The sequence below is a fragment of the Gemella massiliensis genome (genome assembly GCF_900120125.1).
GTDB classification, from domain to species: Bacteria; Bacillota; Bacilli; order Staphylococcales; family Gemellaceae; genus Gemella; species Gemella massiliensis.
Genome location: NZ_LT635544.1, coordinates 436,507 through 459,516 on the forward strand (window position 1 = coordinate 436,507; position 23,010 = coordinate 459,516).

Genomic DNA, 23,010 nt, shown 5'->3' on the forward strand with positions numbered 1-23,010 from the left:
AAGGAACTATAAAAATGAGAGTTTTACATGTATTAGCACAACTTCCTACAAAAACAGGGAGTGGTGTGTATTTTACAAATGTTATCGATGGATTAAAAAATTTTAATATTACCCAAGCGGCGATTTATGCGACAACGCCGGAATATAATTTTAGTATTTTGGATACTGTATATGAAGTTGAATTTGAGGGGAGTAATCTTGATTTTCCAATAGTAGGAATGAGTGATATAATGCCATATAATAATACTCTTTATAAAAATATGACAGATAAAATGATGAAAAGTTGGCAAACCGAATTTAGAAAAAAGTTAGTGGAAGCCAAAAAAGAGTTTTGTCCTGATGTTATTATAACTCACCATCTTTGGATACTAAGTTCTATTGTTTGTGAAGTGTTTACTGATAGTAAAATAATAGGAGTTTGTCATAATACAGATATTCGTCAAGCGAAAAAAAATCCAAGTTTGAAAGAGAAGTATGTCTTAAATTTGAGTAAATTAGATAAAGTTTTAGTTTTGAGTAATGGAGTTATAGCTGAAATATCAAAAGTCTATAGTTACCCTAAAGAAAATATTATAAATATAGGTGCAGGGTATAACGAAAAAATATTTTATCCATTAGAAAATTATACTCAAAAAGATAAAATAGAGATACTTTATGCCGGTAAATTTGACGAATCAAAAGGTTTTTTTGAACTTATTAAGGCATTTAGAAAATTAGAATTATTAAGAAATGATGTTACATTAGAGTTGATTGGAAATGTAAAAAAAGAAGATAAAGCAAAAATTTTTAGTTTGATAGGAAATTCTGACAATATAAAAATATATAATGCAACGGATCAAAAACATCTTGGAGAAATAATGAGAACAAAGGATATTTTTATTTTACCCTCTTATTTTGAAGGGTTAGGACTTATAGCTGTTGAAGCTTTAGGGAGCGGATTAAGAGTAGTTGCAACGGAAATAGAAGGTTTAATAGAATTTTTGGGAGAAAAAATAAATAATTCGGATATTATAGAATATATTGCCATGCCGACAATTTATGATACTGATAAAGCAGTAGAAGAAGAAAAGCCGGCTTTTATAGAAAGAATAGTAGCAGCGTTAAATTTAATGGCAGAAAGAACAAAAAAAGAAAGAAAAATACCCGAATATTTAACAGCGGAAATAGAACGTCACTCATGGAAAAAGAAAATAGAAGAGATTTATAAGCTGCTATTATGATATATAATAGTTGTTATATGTTATAAAAGTATATTTTACTAATAGTCGATATTAAGAATAATATAAAAAAGGAGGGATAATATTTATGATACAATCATTAAAAAATGAAGATGATGCAAAAAAATTGTTGAATTTTTCAGTGAAAATGGCACGTAGTATGCTTTCTTATGGTGCAGAAGTTTATAGGGTAGAGGATACCATTAATAGAATTTATAAATCATTTGATAATATAAAAGCGGCTAATACACTAGTTACTTATAATTTTGTAATAGTGTCATTTGTTTATAATGATATAAATTATACTACAATGAGAAGAATAATTTTAGGAAATAGAAATTTGGAAAAAATATCATTAATAAATGATCTTTCTAGGAAGATTGTTACAGAAGGATGGTCAATAGATTATTCTTATAAAAAACTTAGAGAAATAAAAGTAACTAAAGAATATAATCCGTGGTTAGTAATATTTTTATTGGCGTTATCGGGACCATTTTTTTCAATAATGTTCGGTGGAACATTTAAAGATAGTATTTACTCGTTTTTAATAATGGGAATAGAAGGTGCTTTTTTATCATTTGCGACAAAATATAAATTAATGGATCTTATGCAGAATTTTTTCGGAGCATTGCTGGTAACTGTTTTAGTAGAAGTTTCAACAAATTTTTTTACAATTTATAACCCATCTTCTATTGTTATAGCGGGAATAATGCCGTTAGTTCCCGGGGTGCAAATAACAAACTGTGTAAGAGATTTTATGGCAGGCGATTATATATCAGGAATGATAGGGGTACAATCGGCAGTATTTACATCAATTGCCATAGCACTTGGAGTAATATTAGGACTTAAAATAGTTTAGGAGTTAAAGATGGATATATATAATTTTATTATACAATTAGCAGCAGGGTTTATTTCAACATTGGCTTTTTCATTTTTATTTAATGCACCTAAGAAATCTATTTTAGTTTGTTCTGTAATAGGAGCAGCAGGGTGGTTAGCATACTATTACGTAAAGTTGATTTCAGGAATTATAATAGCCAGTTTTTCAGGAGCGATAATTATCGGTGTTTTGGCTTCCAGTGCTTCAAAGAAATTAAGAATGCCGGCGACTATATTTATTTACACCGGTATTATTCCATTGGTTCCGGGATATGGAATGTATCACACAATGAGAAGTTTGGTTACTAAAAGTTATCATTTAGCGGCGAAAATAGGGATAGATACAATACTTCAAGCAGGAGCTATAGCGGTTGGAATTTTGATAGCTTCGATGTTTTCATCATCAATAAGAAGGGTAAAAATACAAAGAAAAAGATAGTTTGTATATTTTACTCATAAAATGTTAATTCATAAGTGATTATGTAAGAGAAGTTTTCGCTTATGAATTATTTCTTTTATTAACACTTTAAAAGATTATATATTTTTACTATAAATATCATATTTTTCTATGGAGTAGACTTTAATAGTGGAGATAAATATATAATTTTTCACGTTATATTCTCAGCCCAAAAATTAAAAAATTTTTAAAAATTTTATTGACAAAAATAAATTTTTAGTATAGAATATAATCTGTGAGTAATTAATAAATATTTTTAAGCGGGTGTAGTTTAGTGGTAAAACCTCAGTCTTCCAAACTGATGTTGTGAGTTCGATTCTCATCACCCGCTCCATTTTTTTGTTTAGTTTTCCACAGTAGCTCAGTTGGTAGTAGCATCTGACTGTTAATCAGAGGGGCGCGGGTGCGGAGTTTTGTACGGTTGTCAGTCACCCGTACATTTTTTTGTTTTAGTGTATAATTATTATAAAATTTAAATTTATGATATAATTGTTCTTGATAGAAAACAATTTATAAAACGATATTATATAAAAGTACAATGTATAATATAAATCCAGTAGATTAATAGGAGAATAATATGTTTTTAGATGAAGTAAAAATATTTGTCAGATCCGGTGATGGAGGTAACGGGCTAGTAGCTTTTAGACGTGAAAAGTACGTGCCTAAAGGCGGTCCTGCCGGTGGTGACGGTGGACGCGGAGCAAACGTAGTTTTTGTCGTTGATGAAGGACTGAGAACATTCATGGATTACCGTTACCAGAAGAAATTTGTTGCTCCGAGCGGAGAAAATGGAATGAGCAAGGGTATGCATGGAAGGAAATCAAAAGATTTATACTTAAAAGTACCGCCGGGAACGGTAATAAGAGATACTGATACAGGAGAAATATTAGCCGATTTAGTAGAACATAAACAAGAAGTTATTGTTGCACGTGGCGGACGTGGTGGACGCGGTAATTGTCGCTTCGCTACACCATCTAATCCGGCACCGGAAATTGCTGAAAATGGAGAACCTGGGGAAGAACGTAACTTAACATTAGAATTAAAACTAATGGCCGATGTCGGTTTAGTCGGCTTTCCGTCTGTTGGGAAATCTACATTATTGTCAATTACTTCAAAAGCAAAACCTAAAATTGCAGATTATCATTTTACCACACTTGCTCCAAACCTTGGAGTCGTAGAGACAAAGGATCATAGAAGCTTTGTTATGGCGGATTTACCGGGGCTTATTGAAGGGGCCAGCCAAGGTATTGGTTTAGGGCATCAGTTCCTACGTCATATTGAGCGTACAAAAGTAATTGTTCATGTTATTGATATGTCAGCAACTGACGGTCGAAATCCTTACGAAGATTATAAAATTATTAACTCCGAACTTGGCGAGTATAATATGCGCCTATTAGAAAGACCGCAAATTATTGTAGCTAATAAAATGGATATTCCGGGCGCAAATGAAAATTTAACAGAATTTAAAAAACAGTTAGAAAAAGATAAACAGGAAGTAGAAATCATTGAAATTTCCGCATTTACACGTAGTAATATTGATAATTTATTGTATAAAATATGCGATATATTAGATAATATTGATCCTAATATAATGTATGAATTAGATGTAGAAGAAAAAACAATGGAAAATCGTGTATTGTATAAGCATAAACCGAAAGATGAAACATTTAAAATTACACGTGATGATACCGGTGCTTATGTTGTAAGTGGTCCCGGTATAGAAAGAGCGTTTTTAATGACTGATTTCAATCGTGATGCGTCTGTAAGACGTTTTGCACAGCAAATGCGTTCAATGGGTGTTGATGATAAGTTGCGTGAACGTGGTTGTAAAAATGGTGATACAGTAAGAATATTGCAAGGTGAATTTGAATTTGTAGAGTAGGTGAATAAAATATGGACAAAGAAAAAATATATTATATTATTAGAGAAGATGTGTTACCCGAAGCGGTAAAGAAAACTTTAACAATGAAAAAAGCACTGGAAGAAAATCCTAAACTGTCTATATTAGAGGCATCAAAACGTTTTGATTTAAGTAGAAGTGCATTTTACAAATATAAAGATACAATATTTCCAATTCAGGATATACATAAACAATCAATTTTATCATTATCAATTGATGTAGATGATATTCCCGGCATTTTAGGTAGTATTCTATCTGTTGTTAATGAAGAAAAGTGCAGTGTTTTGACTATTCATCAAACGGTGCCTATTAATACAAGAGCGACGATTATTATTTCACTTGAACTTGATTTAGAACATACCAATATTGATAAACTTAATGCACGTATAGAGAAACTTGATTATGTAAATGAAATTAAAGTAATTGGCATGAGTATCTAGTGTAATGTTATTTTAAAAAGAGGGCAGATTTATTTATGACGAATCAGTCCAAAAGTTAAATTTTTATAAAGATGCCATATTTAATTTAGATACAGTAGTTTACAGGAGTTCAAATTTTCTTCAAAATTACTTTTAGAACACCTAGTAAATATTATGAGGGGTAACTTGTTAAAATCTTGTTTCAAGAAATAACGATTTTAGGGTTGCTCCTATTTTTTATTTAAGTAAAACTAGAAAGGTTATTATAATGAAAAAAAATGAAATTTTTACCGGAACAGTAGTAGACTACACACATGACGGTTTGGGTATAGTAAAACTTGATACATTTCCCATTTTTATCGAGGATGTAATAGTAGGAGAAGAGATAGAATTTAAGATTATTAAGTTAAAAAAAAATCTTGGGTATGGAAAATTAGTACAAATTATAACAAAATCTAGTGAGCGGGTAGATGGCATTTCAAAAACATCCGGTGCAAATTTGGTTCATATGAGTTATAATGAACAGCTACGTTTTAAAACAAACAAAGTTCGGAATATTATGGATAAAACATTAGGGAAGAACAAGGTTAAAGTATTAGATATATTAGGTGCCAATAGACCATACCATTATAGAAATAAGTCCGTTATACCGGTACAGAGAATTAAAAATGAAATAAAAATGGGATATTATAAATCGCGTAGTCATGATGTTATTAATGTTGAAAAATGTTATATTCAATATGATGAACATAATAAATTAATGAATGATATTCGTAATTTAATTAGTGAAATGAATTTATCTGTCTATGATGAAGCAACACACACCGGAGCAATCCGCCACATTATGCTCAGAACCAATACTAGTAAAACGGAAATAATGGTTGGTATTATTGCTAAAGAAAATTTTAATCAATTGGATAATTTTGTTAATAAAATAGTTGAGTTAGATAATCGTATTGTTAGTGTTATACTTAATATTAATAGTAAAAAAACAAATGTCATTTATGGTGATACTACAAGAGTTTTATATGGGCGAAATTATATTACGGACAAATTAGCCGGAATTAAATTTAATATTTCTTTGCGTTCGTTTTATCAAATAAATCCTATTCAAACAATAGTTCTTTACAAGAAAGCGCTAGAATTAGCAGAATTAGGAGAAAACGATATAATAATTGATGCTTATTGTGGAATTGGTACTATAACTTTATTTGCAGCTCAAAAAGTAAAGAAAGTCTACGGTATAGAAGTAATAGATGTAGCTATTGATAATGCTAGAGAAAATGCTCAGTTAAATAGTATAAATAATGTGGAATTTTTATTAGGAAAAAGTGAAGGTGTAATTAAAAGTTTAATTTCACAGAATATAAAAATAGATGCAGTAATTGTTGATCCGCCGCGTAAAGGGTGTGAGGAAAGTTTCTTATATGACTTAGCAAGTATGAATATAAAAAAAATAGTTTATGTAAGTTGTAATCCGGCAACTTTAGCACGAGATATGAAAATTTTACATAACTTAGGATACACATTAGGGGAAGTTCAACCGGTTGATATGTTTCCGGGAAGTTATCATGTTGAGACGGTAGCATTATTGTCCAAACTTGATGTTGATAAGTATATAGATGTTGAAATTAAGCTTGATGAGCTTGATTTGACAAGTGCTGAAAGTAAAGCTACTTATGCACAAATCAAGGAATATATATTGGAAAAATTTGATTTAAAGGTTTCGACACTCTATATTGCACAGATTAAAAAGAAATGTGGAATTGTACTGAGGGAGCATTATAATAAATCAAAAAAAGAGAAACAGGTTATTCCACAATGCACACCGGAAAAAGAGGCAGCTATCATGGATGCTTTAAGACATTTTAAAATGATTTAGTAGAAATGGAGGGTATTTATGAGATGGATATTAAAAATAATCTTATTTCCAATTAGCTTGGTGTTAAGTATCCTCACTGCATTTCTGACATTTTTACTTGCCATAGGAACAACAATACTGTATTTGCTAATGCTTATGTGTGTCGTTGTTGGGATCGTATCATTGTTTCAAAAGGATTTTTCAATAGGCATAGAAGCATTGATATTAGATTTCTTGTTAAGCCCATACGGAATATCGATGGTTGGGGCAGCAATTATAGCTTTTATGAAAGGAATAAACGAGAAAATAAGCTTAGTTTAAATCAAACGACTGATTAATTTGAAGTTGTTTAGTGTTTAATGAACTGAATAAAACTAAATCTAAGAATAATTTTGGTTATGAAAATAAATAATAAGAATTATCAAAACCTATATTGAAAGGAGGCATACTATTTGGCACAAAGAAAAAATTCAACTTCGTTCAAAGAAATATTGGATTTCCATGAACAAACACTTGGAAAAAGTGATACTGAAAAACAGATCATAGCAGAAAGCCTATCTATAGATTTTAATGAATATAAACGCCGTATCTTTGGTAAAGAGAAGGAAATGGAGTTTTTAATTTTTATGAAATCAGTGGCTAGTGTTGGCGATATAAAAGTTATTGATGAGGAATTATCTCAAATATCTGGTGATAAAACTCCAGATTTTGAAGTTGTATTTATAGATAATTATAAAATGATGATAGAAGTTAAACACACAGATAAAGACGAATATAAAATATCGGGAGGTAATTTACAAAAGCGTATTGATTATGCAACTGCCCATAACATGCCTCTTAGATTTGCAATTTCAATTAAAGGCTTTTGGGGATTGTTCACATCTGATTTTATTACAAGTAATAATGGAAAGATTTCTATTTCAGATTATTTTGGTGAAACACGGAATTCATGGTTAGATAGAGAATTGGAAACATGTTCATATATGTTTATGCAGCAATTAAAAATTGTCAGTATTTATTCCAATAATACTAGAGAGGGGTTAGGTGTACGTTTTGAACCTTATGGTGAATTAATTTCTTATGAATTTTATTGCTCAAATAATCTTATTTTTAAAGTTGATAAAAATAACCTGTCTAAGATGTTGCATATGTTTGTTTTGGAGGCTGTACAAGATCGCCTTTCGAACATACACCAAGATGTTATCCGGAATGAAGATACGACTAAAATCATTGAATATAGTAATGATTCAGAACATCAAAATTTTGCTGAATATCTTTTTGTTATGGCAAGCATTAGACACATGAGATACAAAAATAAAAATAGCCGAGATAATATTTTTATTACTGCCAATGAGAGTAAGGATAATTTTTTGCTGGTAGAACATATAAGATCAGTAATGTCTGATTTGTTTGATTTGGGAGTCGAAATAATATGTTTCAAGGACGGATGTGGATATAAGTTTGATGACTATCGTGAAAAAATTTGGGTTAAAAAAAGAGATGAAGTGCGAAAATAAGTATATAAAGAGATATTTGTTTTAGCATATTGATGTTATTAAATTTATTGCCGTATACAAGAAAATTCTTATATGGTGGATTATCTCTTGATTACTGCCCAGAAAAATCTCGGTTTGTAAAAAATTTCATAAAAATGGTTACCAAAGGCGATAGAGAATAACTATCGTCTTTTTCTTTGCAAATTTTTAAGGATGGAGGTGATCCAGTATGGACTTTGACTATTTCTATAATCGTGAAGCAGAGCGATTTAACTTTCTTAAAGTACCTGAAATACTGGTAGACGGAGAAGAATTTACAGGGCTGTCTGCTGAAGCCATTATCCTTTATTCCATGCTTTTGAAACGAACAGGAATGTCATTTAAGAATAACTGGATAGACAAGGAAGGCAGAGTATTTATCTATTTCACAGTTGAAGAAATTATGAAAAGAAGAAATATCTCAAAGCCTACTGCCATAAAAACATTAGACGAGTTAGACAGCAAAAAAGGTATAGGACTGATTGAAAGAGTCAGGCTTGGACTTGGTAAGCCGAATGTCATATATGTCAAAGATTTTATGAGCATATTAGTGGTAAAAGAAAATGACCTCTTGAAGTCAAAAAACTTAACTTCAGAAGTAAAAGATTTTAACCTCAGAAGTAAAGAAAATGAACTTCAGGAAGTTCAAAATGTTGACTCTAACTATATAGATAATAATAAGAGTAAGTATAGTAAGAGAGAATATAGTTTTGGTGAAAATGGACTTGGAACATTTCAAAATGTCTTTTTAAAGGATGAGGATATAGGAGAATTACAAATAAAAATGGCAGCAGAGCTTGATAACTACATTGAAAGATTATCGACTTATCTTCAAAGTACCGGAAAGACATATAAAGACCATAAAGCAACAATCCTTTCTTGGTTTTATAAAGATCAGGGAAGTAAGAAAAAGTCTAATATCCCTACATGGGAGGAATATAACAAAGGAGTACATCTATGAATAAGGAATTAGAAAAAGTGATGATTGAAGATGTGGAATATAGTTTTGATCCTGAAAAAGAATACATCAAAGATGGACACGCCTATTGCAAAGTCTGCCACGAAAGAAAAGACGGAAAAGTGATGGAGTTTTTTGGAAACAAGATGCCCTTTAGAACCTCATGCAAGTGTGATAGAGATCAGAGAAGCAAGAGAAAAGGAAAGACAAAAGCAGATGGATATAGAGCGATTAAAGAGTAGCTACTTTAACTCTGTTATTCAGTGGTCATATACTTTTGAAAATTATCAGGGAGAAGAAAATCAAAGCCTTATTATTGCCAAGAATTTTGTAAAAGATTATGAGGAAATGAAAAAGGAAAATATAGGACTTTTGTTTTATGGTTCGGTAGGTAGTGGAAAGACATACCTTGCTTGTTCTATCGCTAATGCTCTAATTGAACAATATCAGGTAGGGGTTAAGATAAGAAATTTTGCACAGATTATCAACGAATTACAAAAAGGCGGATTTGACCTTGATAAAAACGCATATATTGAATCTCTTGTAAATACTTCCGTTCTTATCTTGGATGATTTAGGAATTGAAAGGGATACAAGTTATGCAAAAGAACAGGTATATAACATTGTTAATAACAGGTACTTAAAACAAAAACCGACTATTTTTACCACAAACCTTTCCTATGACACAATTCTAAATTGCACAGAAAGTGTGGAGTATCAGAGGATTTATTCACGAATCATAGAGATGTGTATTCCTGTTATGGTTGTAGGAGAAGATTTTAGAAAGGTTATTCAAAAGGATAAGCTGGCTCGTAATAAAGAGAGGCTACTGAATGGAGGTGAGAGAACTTGATCAATGAAGAGATAGCAAGAAAAACGCTGAATATGGAAGTAAGAGCTGCTAAAGTAACAGGGAAACTTCTATTGGAATTACTAAAGAAGCTGATGAAAGAGGCAGAAAAACTTGGTGGACTTGAAAAGCTGGTTAATGCTAATGGAAATGAAGTAAAACTCAAAGATATGGTTAAAAAAGGACAGCTTGAAGAAATTCCGGTAGAGGAAGCAGAGCTTAAGGAATTGAAAAAAGAGCTGAATAGATATGGTGTTAAGTTTTCTGTGATGAAAGACAAGGAAAGCGGGAAATATTCAGTATTCTTTTAAGCTAAAGATATGAAGGTTATGGACAAAGCATTTAAGCACGCTCTTTCCGAATCAGAAAAGAAAACGGAAAGAAAGGAGTCCATTCATAAGAATATTGAAAAGTTCAAGGAAATGGCAAAGAACTCTGTTTCTAAGGATAAAGTTAAGAATAAACAGAAGGAGCAGAACCTATGATAGATAAGATATTAAAGGACATCAAAGGCTTATTTAAGGTGCAGGATAAGGTAAAGTTTCTAAAGCAGAATATTCCCTATCTTGCATTTTTCTATTTAGGAAACATCTTTTCCCATCATGTAAGAAGCTATGTTGGAGGAGATGTGATAGATAAAATATTTCAGGGGATATTGGAGCTTAACACAATGAGCTTTCTTCCGAGTATTCATCCGGTGGATATTTTAATAGGTATAGGAATGGCTGCTTTAATCAAATTCGTTGTCTATACTAAGAGTAAAAATGCGAAAAAGTTTAGATAGGGGAAAGAGTATGGATCGGCAAGATGGGTTGCATAATATTAACTGAACAGGAGTTATATATAGACACAAAAAGGAGGATAACGCCATGATGGAATATGCAACTAAAATCACTGCGCTATACTCCTGCCTTTCAGTTGGTGATGAGGACAGGGACGGTGGCGAAAGTAACAGTATAGTCAATCAAAAGGCATTTTTAGAGAGATATGCAAGAGGTCATAAGCTGATGAACATTCATCACTATATTGACGATGATGAAAGCGGTAGATTCTTTGACCGCTCCGTCTACACACAGATGATGAGCGATGTAGAAAATGGTAAAATTGGCATTGTTATCATGAAAGATATGACAAGGTGGGGACGAGATTATCTTCAAGTGGGAAATGCTATGGAGATATTTAGAAGAAACAATGTACGCTTTATTGCCATCAACAACGGTATAGACAGCCAAGACCAAAATACATTGGAATTTGCCCCATTTATCAATATCATGTCAGAGTGGTATGCAAGGGACATCAGCAAGAAAGTCAAAACAGGAATTAAGACTAAAGGAGCAAGCGGAAAGCCCGTCGCAACAGAAGCCCCATACGGCTATATAAAAGACCCTAACAACAAAGATTTTTGGATAGTCGATAAAGAAGCTGCCGAAGTCGTAAAACTCATTTTTACGCTCTTTATGGAGGGGAAAAACCGTAATCAGATAGCTGTTTACTTGAAAAATAAAGAAATACTAACCCCAACCTTTTATATGAAACAACAAGACAGAGGAACAGCAAAAAGCAGAACACTCAATGAAGAAAATCGCTATAACTGGAACAAAGCAACCCTAACACGCATATTGAAAAGGCAGGAGTATTGTGGCGATATAGTCAACTTCAAGACCGAAAAGCATTACAAAGATAAGAGAAATCACTATGTAGATAAAGATAAGTGGCAGATTATAGAAAATGTGCATGAACCAATTATAGATAGAGCTACCTATGAAAATGTACAAAGGATATTGAAAAATGCACCTGTAAAAAGACCAAACGGAGATGGAGAAATCCATGCACTATCAGGACTGATGTACTGTAAAGATTGCGGTACAAAAATGCACATTCGTACCATACACAAAAACGGAAAAGTACAGCATGTAACCTATTGCAGTGAATATGCCAAAGGAAAATCCAAACACCCAAAATGCAACTCTCCCCACCGTATTGATGTTGATGATGTGATGGAAAATATCACAGAGGTTTTGCGAAAGATAGCACAGTATTCATTGGCAAATAAAGAAGAATTTGAAGCACTGGTAAAAAACAGTCTTGCTAAAGAGCAGACCGAAGAAATCAAGAAACAGAAAAAGCGTATTCCACAAATAACAGACAGACTGGAACAGATAGAAACAGTGATGAATAAGCTGTATGAAGATAACGCACTGGGAAATATCGAGCCAAAACGCTATGAACAGCTATCAAGAAAATATGCAGAAGAATATTACAGCTTAAAAGAGGAACAGTAAGAAATAGAGGAACTCTTATCCGAATTTGAAAATGCCAACCAAAGAGCAAAGAACTTTATCAAGCTGGCAGAAAGCTATTCAGATTTTGAAGAACTTACCCCTACCGCCATCAATGAATTTATCAGTAAAATTGTAGTGCATGAGCGAGATGTCAAAAGAGCCAAATATGCCGTTCAGCGAATAGAAGGCTATTTTAACTATATCGGAAAATTTGAAAATGAACTCACAAAAGAAATAGAACCGACAGAACAGGAAATGATACAAATGAGAGAAGAAATCGAAGAAGCAAAGAAAGAAAAATCAAGAGCATATCACAGGGCATATTCCAAAGAATACCGAGCTAAAAATCTTGAAAAGTTTAGAGAGTATGAACGGATAAAAGCACGAGAATACAGAGCAAGAAAGAAGCTACAAGCGACAACCTAAAATTAAATATCAATCAAAACGAAAGAAAAGAGGTTTCCTAAATCACAGGAAATCTTTTTTTGTGCAAGTAAAAAGGAGGATTGAATGACAGAAAAACAAGAAGCACAGACCAAAGAAGAACGAGCCATACCCCGAAAACCTGACGGCATTCTAACAAAAAAGATGAATGGAAAGACCTTTGTAACCGAGATATATTTTGACAAAAAAAGCAAGGATACATTTCAAGATAAGCTGTTAAAGATAGTGCAATCGGAACGGAAAGAATAAAGGAAAAATATAATTTTTGTATCTATCTGTTCTATTTTTTTCTGTATGTACTGATGAATGCTTTAGGGCAAGTAGGAAATCTGGCAGTAGAAAAAATGTTTTAAAAATGCTATAATGTAAGCAAAATTTAGAGAGAAAAATTAGAAGTTGTAGAGGTGAGTTTTTGAGAGTATACGAAAATAAAGAAGAACTCAAAACTGAAATAAATAAAGCATTTGATAAATATATTTCAGAATTTGATGAGATTCCGGAAAGTTTAAAAGATAAGAGATTTGATGAAGTTGATAGAACTCCATCCGAAAATCTTGCTTATCAGGTAGGGTGGACAAGCTTAGTTCTTAAATGGGAGGAAGATGAAAGAAATGGACTTGAAGTAAAAACACCATCGAATGAATTCAAATGGAATCAACTTGGTGAATTATATCAGTGGTTTGCTCATCTATCTTTGCAAGAGTTGAAAGTAAAATTAAAAGTAAATGTTAATTCTATCTGTGTAATGATTGATTCGTTAAATGAGGAAGAATTATTTAAGCCACATATGAGAAAATGGGCTGATGAAGCGACTAAAACAGCAGTAGGGATAGATAAAAGAGCAATACTACAAGAGGAGGATAAGGATGAACGCATTAGAACAAATACAACAGATGATTGAAGAGGGAACGTTAGAAGAATTTCATAAGAATTATTATTTGGATGCGATTCCTAAAATGAAAGAAAAAGAAACAGAAAGCTCTTCTTGAACTGATGCTGAAGATGGAAGAGGCAGGATTCAAAAATAGTATTGCCGCGGCATACAGTGAAATTGAAGAGGATATTCCACAGTTTGCCAGAATGACTGTATTGAAGGAATTGCATAAAATTGTTAGAAATCCGGAAGATAACTTATCTTATGCAGATGACTTGGCGGAAGATGACGATTGGGATAATTTGTTGGAGAAATTCAGAGAGACCTTTTCAGAAACAGAAGCGGAAAAGTTTTTGCGTATTTACACAAAAGGTGTGATGGCAAGCATTTATGATTTCTTTGAAGAGGGGAATCCGCGTGCAGAAGAAGATAGCTTGAGCTGGGCACTTCTTGAAACGAGGGAAGACGGAAGCTGTAGCGAAAGAGTAATTGACGGTTTTTGGGAAGATGATTTTGTAGACGAAGAGTTTGATTGGGAGAAATAATATGAATTTTGAAGAATTATCTTTAAACTATAAAGAAAAAATATTACAGCTTGTAGTATGCACTATTACTTGGGTTAGTTTGTCTTATTAGCTCGTAAGTATTGCACATTATATTGATGAAAGTGGAGAAAAAATAAAAAATGTAATGGGAAGTTATGGGTTAGGTTTGCTGTGGATTAGCATAATATCATTCTCTATATATTTATTTTATTTATATATTGATTATTTTTTTAAAAAAAGTAATTAACATAAGTGCAAGGGCAACAATCATATTTAAAAAACCACATATGTTGATATATTAACAAGAATACGATGAAAACAGTAAATCAAAAAAGGTTTACTGTTTTTTTATTGCTCAAAATTAAGAAGAAAGGACAAGGAAGATGAAAAACATAGAGGAAAAAATTTTAATGGCAGATGAAGAAATCAAGCAGTTACAAAATAAAAGAAAAAAGCTCATCAGTCAGCAAAAACAGGAAGAACGAAAAAAGAGAGATAGACGGCTTTATGAAAAAGGAGCAGTCTTTGAAAGTATCTTTTCCGCAAGCAAAGACTTCACCAAAGACGAATTTTATCAACTAATTACATTCCCGAATATAAAAGAAACAGTCAATCAAAAAATACTAAAAGTCATAGCTAAGCGAGAGGAAAGAGAAAATCAAAATACAGAAATGCAAGAGGAAGAAACAGACATAGAGGAATAATCCCTTGTTTACAAGGGCGCACTTATACACCCTAAAGGGTGTGTGCGTTCTCCGAAGGCTCTTGCAGAGAGCATATCAGCTAAAGCTGATACAAGGGAGCTACACTCCCCTACGGAAATAAATTTCCTACCCCTTGTAAACTTCCCAAAAGAAATTGGATAAAAGCTATCCGATTTTTTTAGGAAGTCTTATCCATCGCCACCATACCCATATCAAAAACGAAAGGAGGTCTTATCTTATGGCGATATATCATCTAAGTATAAAGATTATCTCAAGAGGTAAAGGCAAAAGTGCAGCAGCAGCTTCCGCCTATCGAAGTGGCGAAAAGATAAAAAACGAGTATGACGGAGTAGTCCACGACTTTACAAGAAAAGGCGGAATAGCCCATACAGAAATCTTATTACCTCAAAATACACCACAGGAATTTTCAGATAGAGGAACATTATGGAACAGTGTCGAGAAAATAGAAAAAAGTAAAAACTCACAGCTTGCAAGAGAAATAGAAATTTCCTTACCTAAAGAATTAGACAGAGAAAAACAGATTGAGCTTGTAAGAGAATTTGTAAAAGAAAATTTTGTGAAAGTTGGTATGTGTGCCGATATTGCCATACATGATAAAAATGACGGAAATCCACACGCACATATCCTATTAACTATGCGACCGTTAAATGAAGATAAAACATGGCGAGCAAAATCAAAAAAGGAATATATCCTTGATAAAAACGGAGAAAAAGTAAAACTCAAAAACGGTAATTACAAAACAAGAAAAATAGATACAGTGGATTGGAACGAACAAGAAAAAGCAGAGCAATGGCGAAAAGCATGGGCAGATATTACAAACAAATATCTTGAAGAAAATAGCATACAAGAAAAAGTTGACTATCGTTCTTATCAAAGACAGGGAATAGAGCAGATACCGACTATTCATTTAGGCGTATCAGCTACCCAAATGGAAAAGAAAGGTATAGCCACTGATAGAGGAAATATCAACCGAGAAATCAAACATCAAAATATGATTTTAAGAGAAATATCAAGACGAATCAAAGCCTTATTAAATTGGATAAGGGGAATAGGCAAAGAAGAAAAAGCAGAAAACGAGAATACAAAGTCCACCCTCCCACCCAAAGAAAATTTGCAATCAATCTTTGAAAATCTTATCCGTAAAAATGCAGATAACAATAATGCAGACTTAGAGAAATATATTGAAAGTTATCAGCTACTCAAAGAGAAAAATATCACTTCATTATCTGAACTGAAAGAAAACATAGTTACTTTAAGAGATAAGAATTACAAGACCACAAGAGCTATCAAAGATACCGAAAAGAAAATAAATGATAGAGTACAGCTTATAGACCAAGCCGAGAAATATCTCAAGCATAAAGACACCTACAAAGCCTATATCAAACTAAAGAAAAACAAACAAGATACTTTCTACAATGAACATACCGCAGAGATTATTTTATTTGAAAGTGCCAAGAAATATTTGAAAGAACATTTAGGAGAAAGCAAGACCTTAGCTATCAGCAAATGGAAATTAGAGGTTGATACTTTGAAGAAAGAGAAAAATAGCCTATACAATCAAATATTAAAGATAAGAGAAGAAGTAAAACAGGCGGAAACAGTTAAGACTTGTATTGAGCAGTTACTACAAGAAAACAGAGGACTAACGCAGGTCAAGAGACAAGAGTTAGGCATATAAAATTTAGTTGAAATATGATATAATATTAAATTATTACGGAAAAGGATGATGAATTATGGAATTAAATTTTTTACAAGATGAACCAAAGTTTATTTTGACATATCCGCATAAGTCTAAGCTTAATGTGATATATCCTGTATTTATGATATCTTCAGGTGTTATTGTTGTATTGATATTGAATCGTCTTTTAAGTTGTGGAACTGATTTTGCAGATAAGTGTGTGATTCTAATGGTACTGATTTATGCTCCGATTCTTATATTTTCTCTGGGATATTATTTATTTATGAATGCAACCAAATTAGAAGTTTATGAAAACAATGTTGTTAAATATTATACTTATGGACGCAGAGGGCATAGTGTATTGCTTTTTAAGTTTAACATCGAAGATATAGAACAAATAAAAATTAAAAAGAGTCCGTTTAATTGTTTGAAGTTGACTCTTGAAATTAAGAATCCTATTTATTGTGTTTTTCATGAAAAGAAACTAAATAAGCTAAGGAAAGTAAGTGTCATCACAGATAGAAAAAATTTGAAAATTTTCATGCAACAGATGGAACAATTCCGATATCCTAATTTTTGAATGATAGTATTTTAAAAAATTTATAGAAGAGGGAATGGCATTGCAACGGGACAAGATATGGCATGTATATAGAAAAAAACAAGGAAAGACGATTACTTTGTTTTTCGGGAAAACCAAAAAGAATGATATAATAGTTGATAAGTCTAAAAAAGAAATAAAAAAATTGCGAAGAATATAGATCAAAACAAATCCCAGTTTGTCGAATTGAATAGAACAATTTTAGAAACAGTAAATCAAAATGGTTTACTGTTTTTTGTTACTCAATTTTCAAAATATAAGCGTCAATAAATCAAAAAAGTGTACATTTGTAAATGATGTGAGACAAAAAAGTAAAAAATAAATACTGGATATAATAGAATTACATAGAAGCTAGCTTCTATGTAAACCGTATGAAGCCCCCGACGTAAATTACATTATTTTATTAGATTTGCCAGCTTTAATTCCTTAGAGAACATTTCGGATTTCTAAAACTTATTTGTCAAGGATTTGAAAAAGGCGTAGCCCTTGTCCTTGACAAATAAGTTGTGAAATCTATTATCTAACAAGGAATTAAAGCCGGCATATTTTTATAGACTCTTTCCGTAACTCTTTTCTTTTTTCAACAGGAGAAAGCCAATTTAAAGTCTGCATAGGAAGACGGTTAGAGCGATATAGATACTTTTTCATCTGAGATATAAGATCATCATACGAAAAGAAAGATAAATGCCTGTAAAAACGTTCATTATCATTTCTATGACTACGTTCAACCTTACCGTTATGTCTAGGAGTTCTAGGTCTAATAAGTTGATGTTTAATGCCAAGATTATTACACAATACATCAAAAGGGTGTATTCGTTTAGTATCTTTAAAATGCGTAAATTCAAAACCATTATCAGTTTGAATTATCTTGGGTTTATACCCAAAATAATCAATAGCCATTTTAACAAATTGAACAGTAGAGTATGATGATTGTTCTTTAAAAGGGAAAATAAATCTTTCCCTAGTAGCTTCATCAATGATAGTATATTGATAAAATTTATCAGGAATTTCTCCTACATAACAACGTTTAGGAACATATTTCACATCAAGTTGCCATTTTTTACCAATTTCAGTAGGTGTATTATAGGGTTTAGGTTTATAAGGAATTACTTTTTTCTTAGTATCTTTATAAAAACCTAATTTTCTAAGCACTCTAAATAAAGAACAAGGATGTCTTTTATAACCTTTGTTGAATTTAAGTTTAGCATATAATTCAATCATAGAAATATTAGGATTACGTTTAATAAGATTTTTAATCCAAGACAATTCTTCAACTGTATGGGCGTTAGGGTGAATGGAATGAGGTCTATGAGACTTATCTATAAGAGACTCTTTAGTACCGTCATATTTTTTATTCCAACTCAAAAGAGAGGCTTTTGATATTTTATAGCGCCTACAAATAAAGCGGATAGAGTTACCATTTCTATAAGTTTTAACTGTAGCTATTCTTGTTTGTAAAGTATGAGGTATATATCGTTGTGTTTTTTCTATATTTTCTGTTATAATAGTTTTCATAAGAGTAAATTCCTTTTTTTGATTTGTAGGTAACTTCATTATACAGGATTTACTCTTCTTTTTTTTATTATATGTCTCACATCTATTGTAACACTACATATAAGCGTCAATAAATCAAAAAAGATACTTGACAAAACGCTCTCTGGGGAACTAAAAAGATATAGAGCCATATATGGATGAAAAGTTTCAAAATAATATTTTGCTTACTCAAACTGAGCGATTAATAATGAATGGTAGACCATCTAATCCAAAGTATGCGAGAAATAAAAATGTGCTTGTTATCGGTGGTTCAGGAAGTGGAAAAACCCGATTTTATGTAAAACCTAACTTAATGCAGATGCACAGTAGCTACTGTGTAACTGATCCCAAAGGAACAATAGTCCTTGAGTGTGGCAAGATGCTTGAGGATAATGGCTATGAGATTAAAATCTTAAATACCATTAACTTCAAAAAGTCCATGAAATACAATCCCTTTGCCTATATCCGTTCTGAGAAAGACATTCTGAAATTGGTGCAGACAATCATAGCAAATACGAAAGGAGAGGGCGAAAAAGTAGGTGAAGATTTTTGGGTCAAAGCTGAAAAGCACTACTATACAGCCCCTATCGGCTACATCTTCTATGAAGCTCCAAGAGAAGAAAAGAACTTTGCAACACTTCTTGATATGATAGACGCTTCAGAAGTTAGAGAAGATGATGAAACCTATATGAATCCGATAGACAGACTCTTTGAAGCACTGGAAAAGAAAGAGTCTACACACTTTGCAGTGAAGCAATATAAAAAGTATAAATTGGCTGCCGGAAAAACGGCAAAATCTATTCTTATCTCTTGTGGTGCAAGGCTTGCTCCATTTGATATTAGGGAACTTAGGGATTTGATGAGTGAAGATGAACTTGAGCTTGATACACTCGGAGATAGAAAAACGGCACTCTTTGTTATTATCTCTGATACAGATGATACCTTTAACTTTGTAGTATCCATTATGTACTCACAACTTTTTAATCTCTTATGTGATAAGGCAGATGATGTATATGGCGGACGATTACCTGTCCATGTGAGATGCTTGCTTGATGAATTTGCAAACATTGGTTTAATACCTAAGTTTGAGAAGTTAATTGCAACAATCCGTTCCAGAGAAATATCAGCAAGTATCATACTTCAAGCACAATCTCAGCTAAAGGCAATCTACAAGGATAACGCTGATACAATCGTAGGTAACTGTGATAGTACCTTGTTTCTTGGTGGCAAGGAGAAAACTACGCTAAAAGAATTGTCTGAAACACTGGGAAAAGAAACGATAGACCTTTACAACACCTCTGAAACAAGGTCAAATCAAAAGAGCTTTGGTTTAAATTATCAAAAGACAGGTAAGGAGCTGATGAGCCAAGATGAAATTACGGTGATGGATGGCGGTAAATGTATTTTTCAGCTTAGAGGTGTCAGACCTTTTCTTTCAGATAAGTACGATATTACAAAGCATAAGAACTATAAGCTCCTTGAGGATTATGACAAGAAGAATTTTTTGACATAGAAAGCTATATGAAGCGAAAAGGAAAAGCAAAATTAAATAGAGAAACGGTTATTACAAGAATGCAGTAAGTCTTAAAAAGATTTGCTGTTTTTTATTCAAAATCAGGAGGCAAGATGATAAGGATCAGAAATCCCACTTAAACGAAAACTAAATAGTAAGAGTATCAGCGATTGGAAAAGAAATACTCCAGTCGCTTTTTTATTGAATTGAAAAGGAAAAATTTTTAATGAAGCAGGAAATGATTAACATCAACGCCAACTTAGTGGCGGAACCAACTTTTTCAAGTTTTGACAAAGATAGAGAAACAGTAGAAGTTGTAAACTTCACGCTTGTAAAAAAGTACGGTAAAGGCAAGGAGTATATTAACTGTACAGCCTATGGAGAAAAAGCAGAGAAGGCAAAGGACTTTGAAAAAGGTGATTTAATCCACATCTTTGGTTACTTTAAGAAGCGTGAAAAAGAGGGAAAGACTTACAAAAACTTTGTAGTGAAGTCATATAACAAGATTGAAAAGAAAGAAGAAAACGAGGAGGAATAACTTATGGCATTTTTTACACAGGCAGTTAATGTATTAAAAATTTTGGTTATGGCAGTAGGTGCAGGACTTGGAGCATGGGGCGTTATCAACTTGATGGAAGGATATGGTAATGACAATCCCGGTGCTAAGAGCCAAGGTATTAAGCAATTTATGCCCAAATAAAGAGGGAATGACACAACTAAATCTCTAAAACTAAAACCTTAAAACAAGTAAAAATTGATTATATTCAATACTTGTAGTATAATATCTGTAATTGTATTTACAAGAAAAAGCAGAAAGAGGGTCAGTATGGCATTAAACTATAAACCGTTATGGGTTCAGCTTGCAAAAAAGGGCTTGAAGAAAACAGATGTTATAGCTATGGCAGGACTTACCACCAATGTTATGGCACAGATGGGAAAGAACAAGCCTATTACAATGAAAAATTTAGAGAGAATATGCAAGGCACTTGACTGTACACCTAACGATGTATTCTCTTTTGATGATGAATATAAGGAATAAAGCGAATATTAACTTGAAAAGGAGTGTATCTGATGAAGACATATCAGGATATAAATAAAGAAACCATTGACAGATGGGTTGAAGAAGGCTGGGAATGGGGTAAACCTATATCGCATGATGAATACATCAATGCAAAAAACGGAGAATGGAAAGTACTGCTTACCCCGACTAAAGCTGTTCCGCATGACTGGCTCGGGGATCTTAAGGAAAAGAAAATCTTAGGCTTGGCGTCGGGAGGCGGACAGCAGATGCCTATATTTACCACCTTGGGGCAGAATGTACCGTACTGGATTATTCCTCAAAACAAATAGAAAGTGAAATTTTAGTTGCAGAAAGAGAAGGATATTCCATAAAAGCTCTTGAGGGAGATATGACGAAAATCCTGCCTTTTGAAAATGAAAGCTTTGATATAGTTTTTCACCCGGGTTCCAACTGCTATGTTGAGGATGTGCAGCATATTTTTAACGAAGCATATAGAGTTCTGAAAAAAGGCGGCATTTTTCTTGCAGCTCTGGGCAATGAGATAAATTATATAGTGGACAGCGAGGAAAAAGAGATCGTTTGGAAAATGCCTTTTAATCCTTTAAAGGATGAAGCCGCAAAGGCTTTTATGATGGATGAAGATTGCGGAATGCAGTTTTCTCATGATATGACCGAACAGATGGTGGGACAATTAAAGGCGGGATTTACTTTGGTTGATATATATGAGGACACAAACGGCTTCGGAAGACTTCATGAGTTGAATATTAAAACATATATTGCAACTAAAGCTATTAAATTACGGAACCGGATAAATTGAGATTTACGGAGGCCGATAGGTTGAGATATGTACTTTTGCTACGCGGCAAAAATAAGGTATCCATAAGCGATTTAAAAGAAAGGGCGGAACTGCCCGACTGGTGGGAGCAAGAGCTGGCAAGAAGAGATGTTTTATTTTTTTTCGTGTAACTCGGATAGATTCGGACATTCTTGACTTTATAGATAAAGCGGCATTTTATAATGAAATAGTGTATGTAGGGAAACATGCGGTATTTTGGGGCAAATATGACGAGTCGGAATACTTAAAAACCACCTACCATAAAAAATTAATGAAGCAGGATTTTTATAAGAAAATTACGATCAGAAACGGCAATACATTTGAAAAGATCGATGAGATCCTTGAAAATGAAAGATGAATTTAAACTCGAGGGAGATTATAAATGATCAGACTTGATGAAATTACAAATAAGAATATTTGGAAGGTTTGCGCATTGGAGCCATATGAAGAGCAAAAAGATTTTGTTGCGGAAAACATACAGAGTCTTGCGGAAGCATATACAACGAGAAACGAAGGGAATAACGCTTTACCGCTTGCAGTATATGATAACGACACACTTATCGGATTTGTTATGATCGGCAAAGGAACCATCGGCAATGAAGAAGAGAGCCCTTTGATCAAGGAGAATTACAGCCTTTGGAGACTGATGATCGATCGGAAATATCAGGGATGCGGTCTGGGAAAGCAGACAATAGACGCTGTAATTGCTTTGATACGTACATTTCCGTTCGGCGAAGCAAAAAAGGTATGGCTGTCGTATGAACCGGAAAACGTACGGGCAAGAGCAATTTACCTTAAGTATGGCTTTTCTGAAAACGGAGAAATGTGCGGCAATGAAATCGTAGCCGTGTATAATTTATAAAACCCCGTTTTAATAGATAAAGTTT

Annotated in this window: 29 protein-coding genes, 1 tRNA gene and 1 pseudogene; 30 read left to right on the forward strand and 1 reads right to left on the reverse strand. The window is 32.8% G+C overall.

Annotated features, from left to right (window positions below; translation table 11 throughout):
* Positions 1 to 14 precede the first annotated feature (14 nt).
* From BQ7358_RS01960 to BQ7358_RS02055, 23 genes and pseudogenes are all read left to right on the forward strand, one after another.
* The gene (locus tag BQ7358_RS01960) at positions 15 to 1,220 is read left to right on the forward strand and encodes a glycosyltransferase (protein ID WP_072520151.1); all 1,206 of its coding nucleotides are present in this window, start codon (positions 15 to 17) and stop codon (positions 1,218 to 1,220) included.
* 85 nt (positions 1,221 to 1,305) lie between these two features.
* Entirely contained in the window at positions 1,306 to 2,076 is a 771-nt protein-coding gene (locus BQ7358_RS01965) for a threonine/serine exporter family protein (RefSeq protein ID WP_062173018.1), read from the forward strand.
* A 9-nt stretch (positions 2,077 to 2,085) separates the two neighbouring features.
* Positions 2,086 to 2,535: a threonine/serine exporter family protein gene (locus BQ7358_RS01970; protein WP_072520152.1), complete on the forward strand. Its 450-nt coding sequence runs from the start codon at positions 2,086 to 2,088 to the stop codon at positions 2,533 to 2,535.
* A 278-nt stretch (positions 2,536 to 2,813) separates the two neighbouring features.
* Positions 2,814 to 2,887, forward strand: a tRNA-Gly gene (locus BQ7358_RS01975).
* A 243-nt stretch (positions 2,888 to 3,130) separates the two neighbouring features.
* Positions 3,131 to 4,435 (forward strand): GTPase ObgE, encoded by a 1,305-nt coding sequence (gene obgE, locus BQ7358_RS01980; protein ID WP_062173020.1) that lies wholly within the window; start codon positions 3,131 to 3,133, stop codon positions 4,433 to 4,435.
* A gap of 11 nt (positions 4,436 to 4,446) precedes the next feature.
* A complete protein-coding gene (locus tag BQ7358_RS01985; protein WP_062173021.1) occupies positions 4,447 to 4,893 on the forward strand; it encodes an ACT domain-containing protein in 447 nt (148 codons plus the stop codon).
* 247 nt (positions 4,894 to 5,140) lie between these two features.
* A complete protein-coding gene (rlmD, locus tag BQ7358_RS01990) occupies positions 5,141 to 6,754 on the forward strand; it encodes a 23S rRNA (uracil(1939)-C(5))-methyltransferase RlmD (RefSeq protein WP_083577627.1) in 1,614 nt (537 codons plus the stop codon).
* An 18-nt stretch (positions 6,755 to 6,772) separates the two neighbouring features.
* Positions 6,773 to 7,054 (forward strand): CD1845 family protein, encoded by a 282-nt coding sequence (locus BQ7358_RS01995; RefSeq protein ID WP_072520154.1) that lies wholly within the window; start codon positions 6,773 to 6,775, stop codon positions 7,052 to 7,054.
* A gap of 131 nt (positions 7,055 to 7,185) precedes the next feature.
* Entirely contained in the window at positions 7,186 to 8,250 is a 1,065-nt protein-coding gene (locus BQ7358_RS02000; RefSeq protein ID WP_072520155.1) for a hypothetical protein, read from the forward strand.
* A 208-nt stretch (positions 8,251 to 8,458) separates the two neighbouring features.
* Entirely contained in the window at positions 8,459 to 9,229 is a 771-nt protein-coding gene (locus BQ7358_RS02005; RefSeq protein WP_072520156.1) for a replication initiator protein A, read from the forward strand.
* Positions 9,226 to 9,468 carry a P-loop NTPase family protein gene (locus BQ7358_RS09305; RefSeq protein ID WP_456071304.1) on the forward strand — a complete coding sequence of 81 codons (243 nt, stop codon included), beginning with the start codon at positions 9,226 to 9,228 and terminating at the stop codon, positions 9,466 to 9,468. The genes BQ7358_RS02005 and BQ7358_RS09305 overlap by 4 nt, the downstream gene beginning before the upstream one ends.
* Positions 9,443 to 10,078: an ATP-binding protein gene (locus tag BQ7358_RS02010; RefSeq protein WP_456071305.1), complete on the forward strand. Its 636-nt coding sequence runs from the start codon at positions 9,443 to 9,445 to the stop codon at positions 10,076 to 10,078. Before BQ7358_RS09305 ends, BQ7358_RS02010 begins: the two co-directional genes overlap by 26 nt.
* A gap of 32 nt (positions 10,079 to 10,110) precedes the next feature.
* Positions 10,111 to 10,560 (forward strand): annotated as a pseudogene (locus tag BQ7358_RS08540) (PcfB family protein).
* A complete protein-coding gene (locus tag BQ7358_RS02020; protein ID WP_072520158.1) occupies positions 10,557 to 10,859 on the forward strand; it encodes a conjugal transfer protein in 303 nt (100 codons plus the stop codon). The pseudogene BQ7358_RS08540 and the gene BQ7358_RS02020 overlap by 4 nt, the downstream one beginning before the upstream one ends.
* Positions 10,860 to 10,944: 85 nt before the next feature.
* Complete coding sequence (locus BQ7358_RS02025; RefSeq protein WP_456071306.1) at positions 10,945 to 12,357, forward strand: recombinase family protein; 1,413 nt, start codon at positions 10,945 to 10,947, stop codon at positions 12,355 to 12,357.
* 3 nt (positions 12,358 to 12,360) lie between these two features.
* Entirely contained in the window at positions 12,361 to 12,783 is a 423-nt protein-coding gene (locus BQ7358_RS09310; protein ID WP_456071307.1) for a DUF4368 domain-containing protein, read from the forward strand.
* 84 nt (positions 12,784 to 12,867) lie between these two features.
* The gene (locus tag BQ7358_RS08745) at positions 12,868 to 13,050 is read left to right on the forward strand and encodes a transposase (protein WP_072520159.1); all 183 of its coding nucleotides are present in this window, start codon (positions 12,868 to 12,870) and stop codon (positions 13,048 to 13,050) included.
* A 163-nt stretch (positions 13,051 to 13,213) separates the two neighbouring features.
* Positions 13,214 to 13,702 carry a ClbS/DfsB family four-helix bundle protein gene (locus BQ7358_RS02035; RefSeq protein ID WP_200773553.1) on the forward strand — a complete coding sequence of 163 codons (489 nt, stop codon included), beginning with the start codon at positions 13,214 to 13,216 and terminating at the stop codon, positions 13,700 to 13,702.
* On the forward strand, positions 13,668 to 13,790 hold the full coding sequence (locus tag BQ7358_RS09130) for a hypothetical protein (protein WP_256386950.1): 123 nt from the start codon (positions 13,668 to 13,670) through the stop codon (positions 13,788 to 13,790). The genes BQ7358_RS02035 and BQ7358_RS09130 overlap by 35 nt, the downstream gene beginning before the upstream one ends.
* 13 nt (positions 13,791 to 13,803) lie before the next feature.
* The gene (locus tag BQ7358_RS02040) at positions 13,804 to 14,220 is read left to right on the forward strand and encodes a hypothetical protein (RefSeq protein ID WP_200773554.1); all 417 of its coding nucleotides are present in this window, start codon (positions 13,804 to 13,806) and stop codon (positions 14,218 to 14,220) included.
* Positions 14,221 to 14,603: 383 nt separating this feature from the next.
* Positions 14,604 to 14,924 carry a DUF3847 domain-containing protein gene (locus BQ7358_RS02045; protein WP_072520160.1) on the forward strand — a complete coding sequence of 107 codons (321 nt, stop codon included), beginning with the start codon at positions 14,604 to 14,606 and terminating at the stop codon, positions 14,922 to 14,924.
* 238 nt (positions 14,925 to 15,162) lie between these two features.
* Positions 15,163 to 16,623, forward strand: coding sequence for a MobQ family relaxase (mobQ, locus tag BQ7358_RS02050; RefSeq protein ID WP_072520161.1), 1,461 nt, complete (start codon positions 15,163 to 15,165; stop codon positions 16,621 to 16,623).
* A 55-nt stretch (positions 16,624 to 16,678) separates the two neighbouring features.
* Positions 16,679 to 17,203, forward strand: coding sequence for a hypothetical protein (locus tag BQ7358_RS02055; protein WP_072520162.1), 525 nt, complete (start codon positions 16,679 to 16,681; stop codon positions 17,201 to 17,203).
* A gap of 549 nt (positions 17,204 to 17,752) precedes the next feature.
* On the opposite strand, the gene BQ7358_RS02060 is transcribed toward BQ7358_RS02055, so the two are convergent.
* Positions 17,753 to 18,736 (reverse strand): DDE-type integrase/transposase/recombinase, encoded by a 984-nt coding sequence (locus BQ7358_RS02060; RefSeq protein ID WP_072520192.1) that lies wholly within the window; start codon positions 18,734 to 18,736, stop codon positions 17,753 to 17,755.
* 226 nt (positions 18,737 to 18,962) lie between these two features.
* Between BQ7358_RS02060 and BQ7358_RS02065 the strand changes: the two genes are divergently transcribed.
* From BQ7358_RS02065 to BQ7358_RS02095, 7 genes are all read left to right on the forward strand, one after another.
* Positions 18,963 to 20,267, forward strand: a complete 1,305-nt coding sequence (locus BQ7358_RS02065) for a VirD4-like conjugal transfer protein, CD1115 family (protein WP_456071308.1) — start codon at positions 18,963 to 18,965, stop codon at positions 20,265 to 20,267.
* Positions 20,268 to 20,493: 226 nt separating this feature from the next.
* A complete protein-coding gene (locus BQ7358_RS02070; RefSeq protein ID WP_062173038.1) occupies positions 20,494 to 20,805 on the forward strand; it encodes a hypothetical protein in 312 nt (103 codons plus the stop codon).
* A gap of 3 nt (positions 20,806 to 20,808) precedes the next feature.
* Entirely contained in the window at positions 20,809 to 20,967 is a 159-nt protein-coding gene (locus tag BQ7358_RS02075; protein ID WP_072520163.1) for a Maff2 family mobile element protein, read from the forward strand.
* A gap of 126 nt (positions 20,968 to 21,093) precedes the next feature.
* Positions 21,094 to 21,306, forward strand: coding sequence for a helix-turn-helix domain-containing protein (locus BQ7358_RS02080; RefSeq protein ID WP_062173039.1), 213 nt, complete (start codon positions 21,094 to 21,096; stop codon positions 21,304 to 21,306).
* A gap of 32 nt (positions 21,307 to 21,338) precedes the next feature.
* Positions 21,339 to 21,617, forward strand: a complete 279-nt coding sequence (locus BQ7358_RS08750; RefSeq protein ID WP_200773555.1) for a hypothetical protein — start codon at positions 21,339 to 21,341, stop codon at positions 21,615 to 21,617.
* Entirely contained in the window at positions 21,563 to 22,105 is a 543-nt protein-coding gene (locus BQ7358_RS02085; protein WP_200773557.1) for a class I SAM-dependent methyltransferase, read from the forward strand. Before BQ7358_RS08750 ends, BQ7358_RS02085 begins: the two co-directional genes overlap by 55 nt.
* Before the next feature lie 400 nt (positions 22,106 to 22,505).
* Positions 22,506 to 22,985 (forward strand): GNAT family N-acetyltransferase, encoded by a 480-nt coding sequence (locus BQ7358_RS02095; protein ID WP_062173040.1) that lies wholly within the window; start codon positions 22,506 to 22,508, stop codon positions 22,983 to 22,985.
* Positions 22,986 to 23,010: the final 25 nt, after the last annotated feature.